Genomic DNA, 13,484 nt, shown 5'->3' with positions numbered 1-13,484 from the left:
GCCTACAAATCTTCCCAAAATCTACCTGTGACTGAAAGGGTGCATCCGTACCCAATGTTCCGCGATATCCTGCCGACGGCAAATCCATGCGTCATCAAACTGCTGCACATAATCCAGAAAACGCTGCAGGGCGCGAAAACGACCCGGACGTCCAAGCAGTCGGCAGTGCATGCCAATCGACATCATTTTCGGCGCAGTTTCCCCTTCTTCATACAGCACATCAAAACTGTCTTTCAGATAGGTATAAAACTGCTCGGCGGTGTTAAAACCCTGCGCGGTAGCGAAACGCATGTCGTTGGCATCCAGCGTATAAGGCACGATGAGATGCGGCTTGATCGTACCGTCTTCGCAGGTGACTTCGTTCCAGAAAGGTAAGTCATCACCGTAATAATCGCTGTCATAAAGAAAACCGCCGTTTTCAGCCACCAGCCTGCGGGTATTAGGGCTGTCGCGCCCCGTGTACCAGCCCAGCGGTTTGCTGCCGAACAAATCTTCAAGGATTTCGATGGCCTGATGCATATGCTGGCGTTCGGTGGCGGCATCCAGGTTTTGATAGTGAATCCAGCGCCAGCCGTGGCTGACGACGTCATAATCCGCAGCTTTGATAGCCTCGACGATATCGGGATTGCGCGCCAGCGCCATAGCCACGCCGAATATCGTCATGGTCAGTCCGCGCTTTTGGAATTCGTTGTGGATGCGCCAGAATCCGGCGCGAGAGCCATATTCGTAAAGGGAATCCATCGACATATGGCGATCCGGATAGCTTGCAGCGCCGATGATGTCGGAAAGAAACTGTTCGGAGCCGCTGTCACCGTGCAGCACATGGTTTTCAGCACCCTCTTCAAAGTTAAGAACAAACTGCACGGCGATGCGGGCGTTGCCGGGCCACTGCGCGCGTGGTGGATTACCGGCGTAGCCTTTCATGTCACGCGGATAGTTTTCGGTAAAGTTATACTTTTTTTTCGGTACGGCTTGCATGGTTCGATCCTTTCTCAGGGCCGAGCCTGATATCAACTCAGCATGTCAAAACAGCCTGATAGCGGCTTTTTATTCGGATACGCGAGATCGCCGTATTTACTGGTTCCGAGGCCAAGCGCGATAAGGGATTCCACCATTTTTACCGCAGCAGTGACGCCATCAATCACCGGGATACCCAGTTCCGCCGTCAGCTCCCGCGCCAGGTTAGCCATTCCCCCACAACCGAGCACGATGGCCCCGCTGTTATCTTCTTTCATGGCCTGGATACAACGCTCGCGTACCTTTTGCTGAGCAAGACCCGTGCCATCTTCTAAAGCCAGCACCGGTAAGTCGATCGCATGCAGGGCTGCGCAGTGGTGTTCAAAGCCATACTGGCGCAACAGATGGCGGGCGATAATAACCGTGCGCGGTAAAGTGGTGACGACGGAGAAACGTGTGGCGACCAGCGTGGCGACATGCATGGCGGCCTCCGCAATGCCGATAACCGGCCCGCCTGCCAGCTCACGCGCCGCCAGCAAGCCCGGATCGCCAAAGCAGGCGATCACATGTCCGCTCACGCCCTGCTCTTTACCTCGCTTGATTTGTTCCAGCACGCCAACGGCGGCAATGGCTTCATCAAAATGACCTTCAATGGACTCCACGCCCTGAGTCGGGCAAACGGCGATAATTTCACTGGTCGGCGCGGCCACGCCGCGTGCCGCTTCGGCAATGGTCTGGGTCATCGCCACGCTGGTATTGGGATTAATCACCTGAATCAAATGTTTCGCCATGCTGCTTTTTCCTCGATCTTTTGTCCCGTCGTGGAGCACCACGTCTGGGCATAAACAAAATTATTTGCACTGTAATAATGCACGTTTTGCGGGCACAGTCCTTCTTTAACGCGCTATTCCTTCTAAAAAGCCCGAAAATAAAACCTGGCCTGGTTCATGCAACGAAAGTTGCAGACATTCCGTCAGCGTCTGTTTTCTAAGGAGCAGATATCATGCCAAACATTGAACACAACTCGACAATCATGAACGACAGCGCCAACGCCGGGTACAGCCCACGTCTTTGTAATGACGATCTGGCGCCGACCCGCAATCAAACCTGGTCCTGGTACAATATTTTTTCTTTCTGGATGTCCGACGTCCACAGCATGGGCGGCTATGTGGTTGCCGCAAGCTTTTTCACGCTGGGACTGGCGAGCTGGCAGGTGCTGCTCTGCTTGCTGGCAGGAATTTGCATCGTGCAACTGTGCGCCAATCTGGTCGCCAGGCCAAGCCAGATGGCAGGCGTGCCCTATGCGGTAATCTGCCGCCAGGCATTTGGCGTATTCGGCGCCAACATTCCGGCGGTGATTCGCGGCCTTATCGCCTTTGCCTGGTACGGTATCCAGACTTATCTGGCGGCCAACGCCCTGATGCTGGTGATGCTGAAGTTCTGGCCCTCGCTTGCGCCGATGACCTCCGGCCATTTTCTTGGGCTTTCGCATCTGGGCTGGGTCTGCTTTGGCATTATGTGGGTGCTGCAGGCGATGGTGTTCTGGCACGGTATGAACGCCATTAAGCGCTTTATTGATATCGCCGGCCCTGCGGTTTACGTGGTTATGATGGCGCTGGCAGGTTGGATTCTGTATCAGACTGGTTTTGACGGCATATCGTTTACCCTTGCCAGCAAGCAGCTCACTTCCGGCGAACAGGCATGGCAAATGCTGACCGCCACCGCGCTGGTGGTTTCTTACTTCTCCGGCCCGCTGCTTAACTTCGGCGATTTCTCCCGCTACGGCAAAAGTATGAAAGAAATTCGCCGGGGTAACCGCTGGGGGCTGCCGTTTAACTTCCTGCTGTTCTCGATTGTGACGGTGGTGATTGTCTCCGGCACGCAGTCGCTGTTTGGCAAAATGATTACCGATCCTATCGAAACGGTGAGCCATGTGGGCAATAGCCTCGCGATGGCGATTGGCCTGCTGACCATGATCACTGCGACCATCGGCATTAATATCGTCGCGAACTTTGTCTCGCCGGCTTTCGATTTCTCTAACTGTTCACCGCAGAGAATTAGTTTCCGTACCGGCGGGATGATCGCCGCCGTGGGTTCGGTGCTGCTCACGCCGTGGAATCTGTTCCAGTCACCTGAGCTTATTCATTACACTCTGGATGTGCTGGGATCCTTTATCGGGCCGCTGTTTGGCATCCTGCTGACCGATTTCTATGTCATTAAGCGCAGCAAAATATATGTCGATGATTTATTTGATGACACCTCGAAAGGACGCTACTGGTACAAAAGCGGCTTTAACCCAAAAGCCATTATTGCGCTGGCGCCTTCCGTCGCGGTTTGTCTGACGATTAGCTTTATCCCCTCGCTGCATGAGATAGCGAATTTTAGCTGGTTTATTGGGGCATTCCTGAGCGCAGGCTGCTACCGCTGGCTGGCGCGCGGTGAGCAAGAAAGTGAAGCAATGGGGTATAGCGGGCAGGTTGCCGTGTCGAAAGAGTAGTTTGTCACAAGCAGAAACGACAAAGGCCTGAATCATTGCTGATTCAGGCCTTTTGAATTGTGGCGGAACGGACGGGACTCGAACCCGCGACCCCCTGCGTGACAGGCAGGTATTCTAACCGACTGAACTACCGCTCCGCATTGTCCCCCGTCGGGAACGAAGCGGATATTACGGATTGCCCTGCATGCCGTCAACGGTTTTTCTTACAAAGTTAATCGTTTGCCGCAAAAATCATCTGAATGCTGTTTTTTAAGCCGTTAACTCAACTTTCTGCTCGCCACAGGCAGCTACCGCCTTTTTTCATCACTAAATCCAGACGCGATTCGTGCGCTGCAATTTCTTCATCGCTTGCCTGAATTACGCGTAATCCCGTAGCGCCGCGCACTACGCGCTGAATGCCGTCACCGCCCTGCTTCTGCTGGATGTCGCCTTCCATCGAAAACTTCAGCGAGGTCTGGCCGCCTGTCATCATCAGATAGACATCAGCCAGAATCTGGGCATCGAGTAATGCCCCGTGCAGCGTACGTTTGCTGTTATCTATTTCGTAGCGCGAGCAAAGCGCATCAAGGCTGTTGCGTTTGCCCGGGAACATCTTACGCGCCAGCGCCAGGCTATCGGTGACTTTGCAAAACGTGTCGGTTTTCGGAATATCGCGTTTGAGCTTGCTGAACTCATAGTCCATAAAGCCGATATCAAACGATGCGTTATGGATAACAAGTTCCGCACCGCGAATGTATTCCATAAACGAATCGGCGACCTGGTCGAACGTCGGCTTATCCGCAAGGAACTCATCGGCAATTCCATGCACGCCAAACGCTTCCGGGTCCACCAGCCTGTCGGGCTTTAAGTAAACATGGAAGTTATTGCCGGTCAGACGTCGGTTAATCACCTCAACCGCACCGATTTCAATAATACGATGGCCTTCGTAGTGAGCACCGATTTGGTTCATACCGGTGGTTTCTGTATCGAGGACTATCTGTCTGGTGGTTGTAGAAATCATATAGCTGTGCTCATAGCGCTCGTTTATGTCAGACTTGGCTTTTTAATCACAGGAAGTCTACCAGAGATGCGTAAACAGGTAGAAATTTTCACCGATGGATCTTGCCTCGGTAATCCCGGTCCGGGTGGATATGGTGCCATTTTACGGTACAAACAGCATGAAAAAATCTTCAGCGTTGGCTACCGCCTGACCACCAACAACCGCATGGAAATGATGGCGGCTATAGCCGCGCTTGAGGCGCTGATCGAGCCTTGCGACGTTGTGCTCAGCACTGACAGCCAGTATGTGCGTCAGGGGATCACGCAGTGGATCCACAACTGGAAAAAACGCGGCTGGAAAACCGCAGATAAAAAACCGGTGAAAAATGTCGATTTATGGCAGCGCCTGGACGCCGCCCTTAGTGAGCATAAAATCAGTTGGGAATGGGTTAAAGGCCACGCCGGTCATCCTGAAAACGAACGCTGCGACGAACTGGCTCGCGAGGCGGCGGCGAATCCTACTCTTGAGGATGTTGGCTACCTGCCGGATGCGAAGGCTTAATCTCTTCACGATACTGACGAGTAGCCCCCACCGCCGAGCGAATTTGCGATTTAGCTTTGCGGTTTTTCATCGGGTTTAACGTCAGCGGCAAAGTACGTTTGCGCGCCACAATCACATGCATGCACCCTAAAGCCGGAAGATGGGTGCTTAACATTTTCCCGCCTTGTTTATGCCACGGCAAAACCTGAAAGCCTCGCTGATAGACGACTTCGAAATTAAGCAGCGACAGCCAGTCGAACTGGCGCATCGGCGTGAACATTCGGCTGCTGTAAGGGATTCGCTTACGCAGGAACGGAACCGTTTTCCCTAAGCCCAGCAAACTGACCGGATTAAAGCTGCTGATGATGAGCCAGCCATCGTCAATTAACACGCGATCGGCCTCACGCAGCAAACCATGCGGGTCCGGACTCCATGGGAGCGTGTGGGCCAGCAGGCAGGCATCAACAGACTTCGACGCAAAGGGCAAATGAAGCGGGTCGGCATTAACCTGTAGCTGAGAACCTTGCAAGGCGACGTTCACCTGATGTGAAATAGCGCAGGCGCTGGTATCGATTTCAGCGCTCAGGTTGCCTATTTTTAACAGGTGAAAGCCAAACATTTTGCCTAGCCACGGACGCAACTGGTTTTCAAGCGCCTCGCGGTAGTATTCCCCCCAAGGCAATTGTCCCCAATGATGCGGTGAAGTGAAATTGTCAGGTATCCTTGCCGGTTTCATCACTACCTTCTAATCGCTTGGCCGAGAGGTTGAATTATGAATCTTAACAGTATTCCCGCCTTCCAGGATAACTACATCTGGGTTCTCAACGATGAACAGGGCAAATGTATCATTGTCGATCCTGGCGAAGCGGCGCCGGTGCTTAAAGCCATCGCTGAGAATCAATGGCAGCCTGAAGCTATTTTGCTTACTCACCACCACAACGACCACGTTGGCGGCGTGAAAGAACTGGTCAAAAACTTCCCCGGCCTTGTGGTATACGGCCCGCAAGAGACACAAGATAAGGGAACGAACCGGGTAGTCGGCGAAGGAGATAAGATCAATATTTTAAAGTATGAATTTAGTGTTATTGCCTCCCCCGGTCACACTTTAGGCCATTTGTGCTATTTCAGTTTTCCTTATCTTTTTTGTGGCGACACGATGTTTTCTGGCGGCTGCGGCAGGCTTTTTGAAGGTACAGCAGAACAAATGTATCAGTCTTTTCAAAAAATTAACTCATTACCAGCAGAAACGTTAATTTGTTGTGCACATGAGTACACTGAATCAAATATCAAATTTGCCTTAAGCATTTTGCCGGAGGATCGGGCATTAATCCGATATTATCGAAAAGTTAATGAGTTACGTGCAAAAAACCAATCAACTTTGCCTGGTTTGTTACAAAACGAGCGCAAAATTAATGTTTTTTTAAGAACAGAAGATCCTGATTTAAAAGAAGTAATAGCTAAAGAAACAAACTTGCAACAGCCACAGCAGATATTCGCCTGGTTGCGTGCAAAGAAAGACAGGTTCTGAATTTTCTGGTTGTGTTGTATTGCAGGTACCGGTATTCTTGCTCGTCTTTTAAGCAACCATTGACACACACATGAAGGCAAAAGCGATTTTACTCGCCACTGTCTTGCTTGTAGGGTGCCAGGCGTCAAAGCATGACGCTAACATCCAACAGCATGCGCAGAGTCTGTCTGCAGCTGGTCAAGGTGAAGCAGGAAAGTACACTGGTCGAGCGACCTCGGCGCGATGGATGGACGATGGAACATTCCTCGCGCAAGATCAGAACCTGTGGAACTTCATTGGCGACGAGCTAAAGATGGGGATACCGGAGAATACCCGGATCCGCGAACAGAAGCAGAAGTACCTTAGAAATAAGAGCTATCTCCACGATGTAACATTACGGGCAGAGCCGTATATGTACTGGATTGCCGGGCAGGTTAAGAAACGTAACATGCCAATGGAATTAGTACTGCTACCCATAGTGGAGAGCGCTTTTGACCCCCACGCGACGTCTGGCGCAAATGCAGCTGGCATTTGGCAGATTATTCCAAGTACGGGGCGTAATTATGGTCTTAAGCAGACCAAAGCATACGATGCACGCCGTGATGTAGTGGCTTCCACCACCGCAGCACTGGATATGATGCAGCGTTTGAACAAAATGTTTGACGGCGACTGGTTACTCACCGTAGCAGCGTACAACAGCGGCGAAGGCCGTGTAATGAACGCAATTAAAGCGAACAAAGCCCGTGGTAAGCCGACGGACTTCTGGTCACTTTCACTGCCGCGAGAAACCAAAATTTACGTGCCGAAAATGCTGGCCCTGAGCGATATTCTCAAGAACAGCCAAAAGTACGGCGTACGTTTACCGACAACGGACGAAAGCCGCGCTCTGGCGCGAGTGGAAGTGAATAACCCGGTACAGCTATCCCAGGTTGCCGAGATGGCGGGTATACCGCTCACCGCGCTGAAAACGTTTAACGCAGGGGTGAAAACCTCGACCGTTGGCAAAAATCAGCGCTATGTGATGGTGCCGAAGAAGCATGCCGCTCAGCTAAAAGCTTCACTGGCATCGGGTGAAATCGCTGCGGTGCAGCCGACGTTGATGGCAAGTAATCGCAGCAACGCGGGCAGCAACAAATCTTATAAGGTTCGTTCGGGCGATACCCTTTCGAGCATTGCTTCACGCTTAGGCGTGAGCACCAAAGATCTGCAAAGCTGGAACGGCATACGCGGCGCGCATATCAAAGTTGGCCAAACTTTGAGCGTCAAGAATGACGGCGAACGTTTAGCCAAAAACGATAGCATCACCTACAAGGTGCGCAAGGGTGACTCCTTGTCGAGTATCGCGAAACGTCACGGCGTAAACATCAAAGATGTTCTGCGCTGGAACGAAGATACGGACAACCTGAAACCCGGCGATCGGTTGACGCTTTTTGTGAGCAACAACTCAACGCCTGAGGCGTAGTTGTTCAGTAAAGAAAAGGCACCTTAAGGTGCCTTTTTTATTGTCATTTTAATGACTTATCGCTTCCAGCATAACGATATCGCTGGTAAAAGAACCATCGTCCTGCAGTTCAAAATAGCGCTGTACTTCATCAGATGCACTTTGCTGATAAGCGCGAATCGCGTCCGCTAATACTGCGGGTGTCCGCATCCTCGCAATCCAGCTCGAAAACTCCAGATTTAACCGGTCGCACATCAGATTTTGTGAGATAAGTCCCGCCTCGTTAAACAGGCTCAGCCATTCACCGCTGGAATAATTACGTACGTGCGAAGTATCGCGCAGGGCTTCAACCGTTTGCAGCCAGATATCCAGCACCGGATGCCCTGGAGACATCACGTCCATAAAAATGACAACTCCGCCCGGCTTCAGTACGCGCTTAACTTCACGCAGCGCTTTACCGACGTCATGCCAGTGATGAGCGGAATAGCGGCTAATGACAACGTCAAACGAGCTATCTGCAAACGGTAAGGCCTCTGCGTATCCTTGCCGGGTGGTAAGGTTTGCAATACCGCGCGTTTGCGCCGCATCATTCACTACCGCCAGCATCTGCTCAGAAAGATCGTAGGCAACCACTTCTTTCACCTTTGCGGCCGCAATAAAACTAGCGTGCCCAGCCCCACAGCCCATATCGAGCAGCTTCGCATGAGGAAATGTAGCCAGACGAGCGCTAAGACGCTCTAAATCCCGCCCGGAGGCGTGTACGGCGCTACTCAGGTAGGCGCTGGCCTGAGAACCAAACTGCCTTTCAACTTTATCGTGGTGGGATTGTGTTGCCATCGTATTGTCCTTGCGTTTGAGTGATAGAAAGGGCAGCACACAGGTCTGCCCAACGGCAGACCTGACTAACCTTACTTCAGCTCAGGCTTGCCGGGACGGAATTCGACTAGTAGAGGATTGTGGTCGGAAGCACGGGTAACCAGCACGGAAGCTTCTGTGACATTCAAACCACGATAGAAAACGAAATCCAGCGGACGACCGAAAGCTTTGCGGCGATGATCGTCGGTAAAACGGACTTCGCGCAGCGTCATTTCGCGGGCGAAACGATAAAGCGCGTTCATACGCGGACGGCTCCATGCGTTGAAATCGCCGGCCATAATCACAGGGCCGTTGTGATGACCAATCTGATCGCCAATGGGACCGAGCTGTTTGCTGTACACATCCACGCCCAGACTAAAATTCACTGCATGAATGTTGACGACCATTAACAGCCGTCCATCCGGCAACGGATAGACGGTAACTAAAGCCGATTTGGACAAACGCAGAATGGGTTCCCGCTCCCGCAGCGGACAACAATAAACGGGATGCGCGGCAGAGAGAGTCATTACGCCAGAAGGATGCTGCGGCAAAACAAAAGCAGGAACCTGATCGGCGGCCAGATAGTTGCTGGTTGCGAATGCCACCAGTTCAGGGGTGGTCTGAGCTTCCTGCAGCAGAACAAGATGGGCATCTTTGCCAAAGTTCTGCAGCACTGAAAGCCACTCGGCACGCTGCTGTTTGAAGATGTTCCACACCAGAACACGTAAGGCCCCTTCGCCTGGCAACGGTTCTCCGGGTGGTAATGCCTTGCCAATGGTCGCAAAGGAGCCTGGCGGCAGAATACGCTCTGCAGGCTGACCGGCGACATATCGCATGGCATAAGTATTTTTGCGCACGTTTGACTAACGACCTCTGTAACCAAAGAGCCCTCTGGTAGAGGGCGGTCTTTCAGTTATAGGGGCTTTATTGCAGAGTTTCAATGACCATTACAAACCGTTGACGGATCAGAACGTAACAAAGCTTCACACCCTTACCCTTTCAACTAACCCAGAGCCACTTCAGTTCGCTTATCGAGACGGCCACTCAAAGCAATCAGCAGCAAAGCTCCTGCGACTATAACTGCGCCAATCCAGGGTGTTTGCGCAAGGCCAAAACTTTGTACAGTTTGACCACCAATAACGGAACCTAACGCGATGCCAATATTAAAAGCAGCAATATTCAGGCCAGATGCGACATCAACAGCATTCGGCGTGTATTCTTCCGCTTTCTGCACAACATAAACCTGCAAACCCGGAACGTTACCAAAAGCAAATATTCCCATAACCAGAACCGTCGCCAGGGCAGCGATATGCGAGCTGGCGGTGAACTGGAAAACCAGCAGCAATGCGGCCAGGGCTGCAAAAATAAATGTTAACGCAGGTACCGCGCCATGTCGGTCGGCAAGCTTCCCGCCCCAGATATTACCGATGGCAACGGAGACGCCGTAACCCAGCAGAATCCAGCTAACCGCCGCAGATGAATATCCAGCAAGATCCTGCATCATCGGAGCCAGGAAGGTAAAAGCGGTGAACACGCCGCCATAACCAAGAGCCGTAATAGCATAGATAATCAGCAAACGAGGATGCGTCAGGACTTTAAGCTGGTCTCTTAAGCTCGCAACGGCGCGGGTCGGGATATTTTTCGGCACCAGAATCATGCTGCTGATTAACGCAATAACGCCGATGAAAGAAACGGCCAGGAAGGTTTCACGCCATCCGAAATGCTGACCGATAAATGTTCCTAACGGCACGCCGGTTACCAGCGCAACGGTCAGGCCACCAAACATAATCGCAATCGCTGAGGCTGCTTTTTCTTTTGGTACAAGGCTTGTCGCGATAGTAGAACCAATAGAGAAGAACACACCGTGCACCAGGCCGGTCAGCAAGCGGGCGATAACCAGCGTTTCATAGTTTGGCGACAGCCAGGCTAGCAGGTTGCCTGCGGTAAATAACCCCATCAGGCCCATCAGCAACTGTTTACGCGGTAGTTTTGCCGTCAATGCGGTCAATACCGGCGCGCCAACGGCTACGCCCATAGCATAAATAGAAACTAACAGCCCGGCAGAGGGCAGCGAGATGGAAAGCTGGTCGGCGATGGTCGGAACCAGGCCAACAATAACAAATTCAGTAGTGCCGATTGCGAACGCACTGATAGTCAGTGCCAGTAGCGCCAGAGGCATAATTTACTCCATAGCAGGTGTCTTTTGATGACACGCAGTATGGCCGGATGGTTAAATAACAAAAATATGCAAAATCTCAATATAATTTTGCTTCAGGAGCAATAATGAAAGCGACCTCTGAAGAACTGACGATCTTCGTCGCCGTTGTCGAAAGCGGAAGTTTTAGCCGGGCGGCGGAACAATTAGGCCAGGCGAACTCGGCGATAAGCCGTGCGGTGAAGAAGCTTGAAATGAAGCTGGGCGTAAGTTTGCTCAACCGCACAACCCGGCAATTGAGCCTGACGGAAGAAGGAGAACGCTATTTCCGCCGCGTACAGCAGATCCTGCAGGAAATGGCGGCAGCAGAAAATGAACTGATGGAAACCCGTCAGACCCCGCGCGGACTATTGCGTATTGATGCCGCAACACCGGTAATGCTGCATCTGCTAATGCCTCTGGTTAAGCCTTTCCGGGAGCGTTATCCCGAGATGACGCTATCCCTCGTCTCCTCTGAAACATTCATCAACCTGATAGAGCGCAAAGTGGATGTCGCCATCCGGGCAGGGACTTTGACGGATTCCAGCCTAAGAGCCAGACCGCTATTTGCCAGCTATCGTAAGATCATTGCCTCACCTGACTATCTTGCTCAAAATGGGATTCCGCAATCTGCTGAAGATCTTAAGGATCATTTGTGTCTGGGGTTCTCTGAAACATCAAGCCTGAATCGTTGGCCTGTAGCGCAATCCGATGGGCAGCTCTATGACATTACCGCAGGGATTTCATCTAACAGCGGCGAAACGATAAAGCAGCTTTGCCTGAGGGGAAATGGAATTGCCTGTCTTTCTGACTATATGATTAATCAGGAAATTGCTGAGGGGAAATTTGTTGAATTACTGGCAGACAAGCTTTTACCGGTAGAGATGCCTTTCAGTGCGGTGTATTACAGTGACCGGGCGGTCAGCACACGAATCAGGGCGTTTATCGATTTTCTGAGTGAGCATGTGCAACAGCCTCCGCAGAGGCTGTAATCGCAGATTAGTCCCAGTGAGGCGCCAGGCCTTCCGGGCTGACCAGGCGGCCATTGCAATCCAACGCGGCAATGGCTGTCATATCTTCAGCATCCAGCTTTAACGTTTGTGCCTGCAGGTTGCTTTGCAGGTTCTCACGCCTGGTTGAAGATGGGATCACTGCGTAGCCCAACTGCATCGCCCATGCCAGAATCACCTGGGCAGATGTCGCGTTATGCTTTTCGGCAATACGAGTAATCACCGCATCTGCCAGCGCTTTGCCATAGGCGAGCGTCATATAAGAAGTGATGTGAATATCATGCTGCTGCGCCCACTCCACCACTTTACGGTTCTGCAGATAGGGAGAAAGCTCGATTTGGTTAGTCGCGATATTTTCCGCGCCCACAGCGTCGATGGCCTGCTGCATCAGATCTATCGTGAAGTTAGAAACACCAATCTGACGCGTCAGACCTATTTTCTTCGCTTCCAGTAGCGCCTGCATAAATTCAGCGACGGGCACTGCATCGCTCGGCGATGGCCAGTGGATCAATGTCAGATCGACATAATCCGTGCGCAGTTTACCCAGGCTTTCTTTCAGGCTGAGGATCAACTTATCTTTGCTAAGGTTTTCGATCCAGATTTTAGTGGTAATAAACAGATCGCTGCGTGCTACGCCGCTTTCTTCAATCGCCTGCCCTACCGCAGCTTCATTTTCATAGATCTGCGCCGTATCAATGGCGCGATAGCCCAGCTCCAGCGCTGTTTTTACAGATGCGATAACGACGTCATCTTTTAAGCGGAAAGTACCTAAACCAAATGCAGGAATTGTCATTACTTACCTCGTTAGGGGATATGTGTTTGTAATACGAGGATTATGCGGGGAATGACTATGTTGAAAAAGAGAGGTAGATGCAGAAGATATTTGCTGATAGAGCAACAATCAGTGAATTACAGACAAGAAAAAAGCCCTGAGTCTAAGACTCAGGGCTTAATAAGTGGCGGAACGGACGGGACTCGAACCCGCGACCCCCTGCGTGACAGGCAGGTATTCTAACCGACTGAACTACCGCTCCACCGAATTTCTTACAGCATCAGGGTTCACCCTGATTTTACTTCTGAATTTGGAGCCTGGCAGTTCCCTACTCTCGCATGGGGAGACCCCACACTACCATCGGCGCTACGGCGTTTCACTTCTGAGTTCGGCATGGGATCAGGTGGGACCACCGCGCTGTTGCCGCCAGGCATATTCTTTGTGCTCTGAAACGCTTATTTTCCACTGATACTGCGTTGGCCGCTCTTGAAAAATCAGTCACATACTTAAGTATGCTCCTTCATTTCCTGCGTTTGCCGCCTTGTCTCAGCGCAAAATTCATCGTTTCCGCAAATTCTTTATCCGGAAACTAAGCTGAAAATCAATCTCTCTCACCAAAACACCTTCGGTGTTGTAAGGTTAAGCCTCACGGATCATTAGTACTGGTTAGCTCAATGCATCGCTGCACTTACACACCCAGCCTATCAACGTCGTCGTCTTCAACGTTCCTTC

13 protein-coding genes, 2 tRNA genes and 2 rRNA genes are annotated in these 13,484 nt (G+C 51.6%); 5 read left to right on the top strand and 12 right to left on the bottom strand.

Annotated elements, in window-relative coordinates:
* Positions 1–21: 21 nt before the first annotated feature.
* Entirely contained in the window at positions 22–978 is a 957-nt protein-coding gene (gene puuE / locus MUA00_RS04125) for an allantoinase PuuE (RefSeq protein WP_271121733.1), read from the bottom strand.
* 32 nt (positions 979–1,010) lie between these two features.
* Positions 1,011–1,748 (bottom strand): allantoin racemase, encoded by a 738-nt coding sequence (gene hpxA, locus MUA00_RS04120; protein ID WP_271121732.1) that lies wholly within the window; start codon positions 1,746–1,748, stop codon positions 1,011–1,013.
* A 212-nt stretch (positions 1,749–1,960) separates the two neighbouring features.
* Between hpxA and MUA00_RS04115 the strand changes: the two genes are divergently transcribed.
* The gene (locus MUA00_RS04115; RefSeq protein ID WP_271121731.1) at positions 1,961–3,454 is read left to right on the top strand and encodes an NCS1 family nucleobase:cation symporter-1; all 1,494 of its coding nucleotides are present in this window, start codon (positions 1,961–1,963) and stop codon (positions 3,452–3,454) included.
* A gap of 60 nt (positions 3,455–3,514) precedes the next feature.
* Here MUA00_RS04115 and MUA00_RS04110 read toward each other — a convergent pair.
* Positions 3,515–3,591, bottom strand: a tRNA-Asp gene (locus MUA00_RS04110).
* 125 nt (positions 3,592–3,716) lie between these two features.
* Positions 3,717–4,454, bottom strand: coding sequence for a DNA polymerase III subunit epsilon (dnaQ, locus tag MUA00_RS04105; RefSeq protein WP_333780859.1), 738 nt, complete (start codon positions 4,452–4,454; stop codon positions 3,717–3,719).
* Between the two features lie 66 nt (positions 4,455–4,520).
* Here dnaQ and rnhA point away from each other — a divergent pair, with 66 nt between their 5' ends.
* Positions 4,521–4,994 (top strand): ribonuclease HI, encoded by a 474-nt coding sequence (gene rnhA, locus MUA00_RS04100; protein WP_333780858.1) that lies wholly within the window; start codon positions 4,521–4,523, stop codon positions 4,992–4,994.
* On the opposite strand, the gene MUA00_RS04095 is transcribed toward rnhA, so the two are convergent.
* Positions 4,951–5,709: a class I SAM-dependent methyltransferase gene (locus MUA00_RS04095; protein ID WP_271121729.1), complete on the bottom strand. Its 759-nt coding sequence runs from the start codon at positions 5,707–5,709 to the stop codon at positions 4,951–4,953. The genes rnhA and MUA00_RS04095 overlap by 44 nt on opposite strands.
* A gap of 36 nt (positions 5,710–5,745) precedes the next feature.
* Here MUA00_RS04095 and gloB point away from each other — a divergent pair, with 36 nt between their 5' ends.
* Both gloB and mltD read left to right on the top strand, forming a co-directional pair.
* On the top strand, positions 5,746–6,501 hold the full coding sequence (gene gloB, locus MUA00_RS04090) for a hydroxyacylglutathione hydrolase (RefSeq protein WP_271121728.1): 756 nt from the start codon (positions 5,746–5,748) through the stop codon (positions 6,499–6,501).
* A gap of 70 nt (positions 6,502–6,571) precedes the next feature.
* Positions 6,572–7,942: a murein transglycosylase D gene (mltD, locus tag MUA00_RS04085; RefSeq protein WP_271121727.1), complete on the top strand. Its 1,371-nt coding sequence runs from the start codon at positions 6,572–6,574 to the stop codon at positions 7,940–7,942.
* Between the two features lie 48 nt (positions 7,943–7,990).
* Here mltD and MUA00_RS04080 read toward each other — a convergent pair whose 3' ends face one another.
* From MUA00_RS04080 to MUA00_RS04070, 3 genes are all read right to left on the bottom strand, one after another.
* On the bottom strand, positions 7,991–8,758 hold the full coding sequence (locus MUA00_RS04080) for a class I SAM-dependent methyltransferase (protein WP_271121726.1): 768 nt from the start codon (positions 8,756–8,758) through the stop codon (positions 7,991–7,993).
* 71 nt (positions 8,759–8,829) lie between these two features.
* Positions 8,830–9,633 carry an endonuclease/exonuclease/phosphatase family protein gene (locus tag MUA00_RS04075; protein ID WP_271121725.1) on the bottom strand — a complete coding sequence of 268 codons (804 nt, stop codon included), beginning with the start codon at positions 9,631–9,633 and terminating at the stop codon, positions 8,830–8,832.
* Positions 9,634–9,779: 146 nt separating this feature from the next.
* Complete coding sequence (locus tag MUA00_RS04070; protein ID WP_271121724.1) at positions 9,780–10,955, bottom strand: MFS transporter; 1,176 nt, start codon at positions 10,953–10,955, stop codon at positions 9,780–9,782.
* 104 nt (positions 10,956–11,059) lie between these two features.
* Here MUA00_RS04070 and yafC point away from each other — a divergent pair, with 104 nt between their 5' ends.
* On the top strand, positions 11,060–11,962 hold the full coding sequence (gene yafC / locus MUA00_RS04065) for a DNA-binding transcriptional regulator YafC (RefSeq protein ID WP_271121723.1): 903 nt from the start codon (positions 11,060–11,062) through the stop codon (positions 11,960–11,962).
* Between the two features lie 7 nt (positions 11,963–11,969).
* On the opposite strand, the gene dkgB is transcribed toward yafC, so the two are convergent.
* From dkgB to MUA00_RS04045, 4 genes are all read right to left on the bottom strand, one after another.
* Positions 11,970–12,773 (bottom strand): 2,5-didehydrogluconate reductase DkgB, encoded by an 804-nt coding sequence (dkgB, locus tag MUA00_RS04060; protein ID WP_271121722.1) that lies wholly within the window; start codon positions 12,771–12,773, stop codon positions 11,970–11,972.
* Positions 12,774–12,937: 164 nt separating this feature from the next.
* Positions 12,938–13,014, bottom strand: a tRNA-Asp gene (locus MUA00_RS04055).
* A gap of 53 nt (positions 13,015–13,067) precedes the next feature.
* Positions 13,068–13,183, bottom strand: a 5S ribosomal RNA gene (gene rrf, locus MUA00_RS04050).
* A gap of 204 nt (positions 13,184–13,387) precedes the next feature.
* A 23S ribosomal RNA gene (locus tag MUA00_RS04045) occupies positions 13,388–13,484 on the bottom strand; the annotation flags it as partial.

Source organism: Dryocola boscaweniae (assembly GCF_025215095.1).
Lineage (GTDB): Bacteria > Pseudomonadota > Gammaproteobacteria > Enterobacterales > Enterobacteriaceae > Dryocola > Dryocola boscaweniae.
Note: the sequence above shows the minus strand (reverse complement) of the source record. Positions and strands in the feature narration are given on the sequence as shown.

Coding starts and splice junctions, on each gene's coding strand:
- rnhA (WP_333780858.1), top strand. CDS start 4,521: ATGCGTAAACAGGTAGAAATTTTCACCGATGGATCTTGCCTCGGTAAT.
- MUA00_RS04115 (WP_271121731.1), top strand. CDS start 1,961: ATGCCAAACATTGAACACAACTCGACAATCATGAACGACAGCGCCAAC.
- dkgB (WP_271121722.1), bottom strand. CDS start 12,773: ATGACAATTCCTGCATTTGGTTTAGGTACTTTCCGCTTAAAAGATGAC.
- MUA00_RS04095 (WP_271121729.1), bottom strand. CDS start 5,709: ATGAAACCGGCAAGGATACCTGACAATTTCACTTCACCGCATCATTGG.
- MUA00_RS04080 (WP_271121726.1), bottom strand. CDS start 8,758: ATGGCAACACAATCCCACCACGATAAAGTTGAAAGGCAGTTTGGTTCT.
- hpxA (WP_271121732.1), bottom strand. CDS start 1,748: ATGGCGAAACATTTGATTCAGGTGATTAATCCCAATACCAGCGTGGCG.
- mltD (WP_271121727.1), top strand. CDS start 6,572: ATGAAGGCAAAAGCGATTTTACTCGCCACTGTCTTGCTTGTAGGGTGC.
- yafC (WP_271121723.1), top strand. CDS start 11,060: ATGAAAGCGACCTCTGAAGAACTGACGATCTTCGTCGCCGTTGTCGAA.
- gloB (WP_271121728.1), top strand. CDS start 5,746: ATGAATCTTAACAGTATTCCCGCCTTCCAGGATAACTACATCTGGGTT.
- dnaQ (WP_333780859.1), bottom strand. CDS start 4,454: ATGATTTCTACAACCACCAGACAGATAGTCCTCGATACAGAAACCACC.
- MUA00_RS04070 (WP_271121724.1), bottom strand. CDS start 10,955: ATGCCTCTGGCGCTACTGGCACTGACTATCAGTGCGTTCGCAATCGGC.
- puuE (WP_271121733.1), bottom strand. CDS start 978: ATGCAAGCCGTACCGAAAAAAAAGTATAACTTTACCGAAAACTATCCG.